The organism is Tepidimonas sp., from assembly GCF_029335975.1.
Classification (GTDB): domain Bacteria; phylum Pseudomonadota; class Gammaproteobacteria; order Burkholderiales; family Burkholderiaceae_C; genus Tepidimonas.
Map to the genome: position 1 here is coordinate 1 of NZ_JARJMT020000147.1, position 4,327 is coordinate 4,327.

Genomic DNA, 4,327 nt, shown 5'->3' on the forward strand with positions numbered 1-4,327 from the left:
TGCTCCTTGGGCAGGAAGATCATGCCCACGCCGTATTCGCCCGGCGGCGGCAGGGTCACACCCTGCTTGGCCATCTCTTCGCGGTAGAGCGGATCGGGGATCTGCAGCAGGATGCCCGCCCCATCGCCCATCAACGGATCGGCGCCCACGGCACCGCGGTGGTCGAGGTTTTCCAGGATTTTGAGCGCCTGGGTCACGATGGCGTGACTCTTTTGTCCTTTGATGTGGGCGACGAAGCCGACGCCACAGGCGTCGTGTTCCAGGGCAGCGTCGTACAGACCGCGCTGCGCGGCGAGGGTGTGGGGGGTAGCGGTCACGCCTGACTCCTAGGCCGGGTTAACAAGAACGCTCACAGCTTAGTGCATGGCCGCAAAGTGAGCAAGCACTTTTTTTGGGGTCGGAGTACGATTTTAAAACGTGTTGCTAGGTCATGCAATTTATTGGGGACAGATCACTGGGTTTTGCGCGGACGGCCGGGCCGGGCCGGCTGGGTGCGCCGCCCGGTCTGCTCTGCCAGCGCCGCCAAGAAGGCGGCATCGCCTACTGGCCAGCCTTTGATCGCAGCCTCGCGCAAGCCTTGCGCCTGCGCGGGCGGCAAACCGCCCTGCACGCGCTGGCGGTAAGCCGCCTCGCGGGCAAAGGGCGTGTCCCCCAGGCCCCACCAAGGCGGCGGTGGCTGTACGCCGCGCTGTGGCGCCACACCCGTGTAATGGCGGTGGGTGGACCAGGTCCAGTCCTGCGGCGACGGGGCCAAGCCCAGGCGCACCGGCTCGAGGTCCAGCATCGCCAGCGCCGGCAGCACCTGCTCCGGTGCCAGCACAGTGGCGCGATAGCGCCCCTCCCACAGGGTGCCGCTGCGGCCATGCCGCGCATTGAAGCGGCGCACATAGCTGCGCCCCAGACCCTGCATCAAGCGCGACAGCCCCCCCTGCCGGCGCGGGGTGACCACGAGCCACAAAGCGCTATCGAGCAAGGCATAGCCGTGGACCTCGACGCCTTCGCGGGCCGCCGTCTCACCCAGCAGGGTCACGAACGCCTGTCGATCGTCGTCGTCCACGAAGACGGCTTGCCGATTGTTCCCCTGCCAAAAAACCAGGTGGGGCCAATCGGTCACGGACAGGCGGGGCAAGCGCGCCATGGGATCACCCGCATCAACCGTCAGGCGAACAGCCGCTGGCCGCTCAGCCGCTCATGCTCGCGGATCGCATAGCGGTCGGTCATGCCGGCAATGTGGTCGGCCACCTGGCGCCGCAGCGACAGACCAGCACGGCGCCGCAAGCCCGGCAGCCGCGCCGGGTCGGCACAGTAGGCGCGGTACAGATCCGCCACCACCTGGCGCGCGCGCGCCGTGGTCTGCATCACCTGGGGATGGCGGTACAGGTTGACGAGCAAAAAGCGCTTCAGCCGCGCCGAGGCTTCGCGCATCGAGGGGGAAAAACCCAGCAGCGGCGGCTGCGCGCGCACATCGGCAACACTGCACACGCCCGTGGCGTGCAGCACCGCGCGGGTGGCGGCAATCACGTCGTATACCTGGGCGCTGAGCATGCGCCGAATCGCCTCGTACAACAGCCGTCGGCCCGTCAGATGCGGATGCTGCGCCAGCGCCTCGCGGCGGTGGATGTCGAACAGCTCGACCTGCTCCAACTGCTCCAACGTCAACAGCCCACTGCGCACCCCGTCGTCGATGTCGTGCGCGTTGTAGGCAATCTCGTCGGCGACATTGGCCAACTGCGCTTCCAGCGAGGGCGATTCGCCGCGCAGGAAGCGCGCCCCCACGCCACCCGGCTCGCGCGCCTCCAGCCACTCGGCATTGGCGTGCGAGCAGTGCTTTAAGATTCCTTCGCGCGTCTCGAAGCAGAGGTTGAGGCCGTCGAATTCGGGGTAGCGCTCCTCCAGCTCGTCCACCACCCGCAGGCTCTGCAAATTGTGCTCGAAGCCGCCGTGCGGCTCATCCGGCCCGCGCGGCTCGGCCGCCCATGGGCCCTCCTGGCCGAGCAGACAGGCGTTGAGCGCATCCTGCCCCGCGTGGCCGAACGGCGTGTGCCCCAGGTCGTGCGCCAGCGCAATCGCCTCCACCAGATCCTCGTGCAGGCCCAGTGCGCGTGCGATGCTGCGGCCGAGCTGCGCCACTTCCAGCGAGTGCGTCAGCCGGGTGCGGAACAGGTCGCCCTCGTGGTTGAGAAACACCTGCGTCTTGTAGACCAGGCGGCGAAACGCGGTGGAGTGGATGACCCGGTCGCGGTCGCGCTGGAACGGGTTGCGCGTCGGCGCCGGCGCCTCCGGGTGGCGCCGTCCGCGGCTGCACGCCGGGTCGCATGCCCAGGGGGCGAGTGCCCCACAAGGCCATGGCGACGCGCCTGCGGCGGCTGCAGCCTCTTGCGCCAGCGTCGGCAGCACCGGGGTCATGAGGCCCTGTCCTTCATCGCTGGCCGGGGGCTCAGGCGGCGCAGCGCACCGCGATCACCTCGGCCACCAGCGCATCTGGCGCTGGGCGCACGAACGCGTGCCCGGCCTCGTCGACGACGACGAAGCGGATCTCGCCTCCCTCGGATTTCTTGTCCACCCGCATCAGCTCCAGGTAGCGCGCGGCGTTGTCTGCAGCGAGCACGGGCGCGCGCACCGGCAAGCCGGCGGCGGCGACCAGCCGCTCCAGCCGCGCCACCCAGGCAGGTGACACCAGCCCGAGCCGGCGCGACAGCTCCGCCGCCATCACCATGCCACAGCCCACCGCCTCGCCGTGCAGCCAGGCACCATAGCCCAGCCCGGCTTCGATCGCATGGCCAAAGGTATGGCCAAAGTTGAGGATCGCGCGCAAGCCAGACTCGCGTTCATCTTGCCCGACGACGGCGGCCTTGATCTCACAGCTGCGCCGCACCGCATACGCCAGCGCCGCCGGATCACGCCCCGCCAGCTGCTCGATGTTCGCCTCCACCCAGTCCAGGAAGGCCACATCGGCGATCGGCCCGTACTTGATGACCTCCGCCAGCCCCGCAGCCAACTCGCGCGGCGGCAGGGTCACGAGCGTGCCCAGGTCGCACACCACGCGCACCGGCTGGTAAAACGCCCCGATCATGTTCTTGCCGAGCGGGTGGTTGATCGCCGTCTTGCCACCGACCGAGGAGTCCACCTGCGCCAGCAGCGTGGTGGGCACCTGCACGAACGGCACACCCCGCATGTAGCACGCGGCGGCAAAGCCGGTCATGTCGCCAATTACACCGCCACCCAGCGCAAACAGCACCGTCTTGCGGTCCGCCCCAGCGGCCAGCAACGCGTCGAAGATGCGGTTGAGCGTCGGCCAGTCTTTGTGCGCCTCGCCGTCGGGCAGCACCACCTCCAGCACACGGCCGTAATGCGGCTGCAGCGCCGTGCGCAGCCGCGCCAGGTACAGCGGCGCCACCACCGTGTTGGTGACGATGGCGGCGGTGGTTGCGCGCGGCAGGCCGACCCATGTGGCGGGATCGTCCAGCAGGCCGCTGCCGATGACGATGGGATAGCTGCGCTCTGCAAGTTCGATGGTCACCGTGTGCTGCACGGCGGCTGGTGGCGCAGACGCGCGGGCTTCGGCGACGATGGCATGCGTGGACATGCCGCGAGTTTAGCCGGCCGTCGCATCGTCGGCCGTTTCCGCGCCCAGTTCCAGCTGCGTCAGGATCATATTGACGAGCGTGGCCACCGACGGGCGACCAGTCTCGATCACATGGTGCGCCGTCTCGCGGTACAGTGGATCGCGCAGCCCATACAGCTCGCGCAGGCGCTGCAGCGGATTGGCCACCTGCAGCAAAGGGCGCGTGCGATCATGGCGCAGCCGACGCATCAGCTCCTCTGGGGTGGCGCGCAAATAAAACACGCGCCCACGTGCGCGCAGCCGCTGTCGGTTGACCGGCCGCAGGACCGCTCCGCCGCCGGTGGACAACACACACGGCCCGCCTTGCGTCAGCTCATCCAGCACGACCTCCTCGAGGTCGCGAAAGGGCTCCTCCCCCTCCCGCTCAAAAAAGTCGCGGATGCTGCAGCCCAGTCGCGCCTCGATCACGGCGTCGGAATCGACGAACGGCAGCTGCAACCGGCGCGCCAGTTGGCGGCCGACCGTGGTCTTGCCGGCGCCGGGCAGGCCGATCAGGATGACTGCACGAGCCATCAGGAGCAATTTGCCGAATCGGTGTACACCACCGTTACCACCGCTGTCCCGATCGACCCAGTGCTGTCAATGACCGTCAGCGTCACGGGGGTATCGTCCGCGATACAGGTGCTGCCCGACACCGTACCCACGAAGGTAGCGGGGGTCTGGATCGAGCCGTCAGCGTTGAATTGTGGTGCGGTCACGGCC

Annotated in this window: 6 protein-coding genes; all 6 read right to left on the reverse strand. The window is 68.5% G+C overall.

The features are described from left to right. A partial coding sequence (locus P3W97_RS08145; RefSeq protein WP_300845631.1) for a hypothetical protein occupies positions 1-317 on the reverse strand: 317 nt, incomplete at its 3' end. Positions 318-451: 134 nt separating this feature from the next. Next, entirely contained in the window at positions 452-1,138 is a 687-nt protein-coding gene (locus tag P3W97_RS08150; RefSeq protein WP_300845634.1) for a transposase, read from the reverse strand. Positions 1,139-1,158: 20 nt separating this feature from the next. Next, complete coding sequence (locus tag P3W97_RS08155; protein WP_300845637.1) at positions 1,159-2,406, reverse strand: deoxyguanosinetriphosphate triphosphohydrolase; 1,248 nt, start codon at positions 2,404-2,406, stop codon at positions 1,159-1,161. Positions 2,407-2,437: 31 nt separating this feature from the next. Beyond that, positions 2,438-3,586 carry a 3-dehydroquinate synthase gene (gene aroB, locus P3W97_RS08160; protein ID WP_300845639.1) on the reverse strand — a complete coding sequence of 383 codons (1,149 nt, stop codon included), beginning with the start codon at positions 3,584-3,586 and terminating at the stop codon, positions 2,438-2,440. 9 nt (positions 3,587-3,595) lie between these two features. Further along, on the reverse strand, positions 3,596-4,138 hold the full coding sequence (locus P3W97_RS08165) for a shikimate kinase (protein ID WP_300845642.1): 543 nt from the start codon (positions 4,136-4,138) through the stop codon (positions 3,596-3,598). Further along, on the reverse strand, positions 4,138-4,327 hold a 190-nt coding region (locus tag P3W97_RS08170; RefSeq protein ID WP_300845644.1), incomplete at its 5' end, for a hypothetical protein. The genes P3W97_RS08170 and P3W97_RS08165, both read right to left, overlap by 1 nt.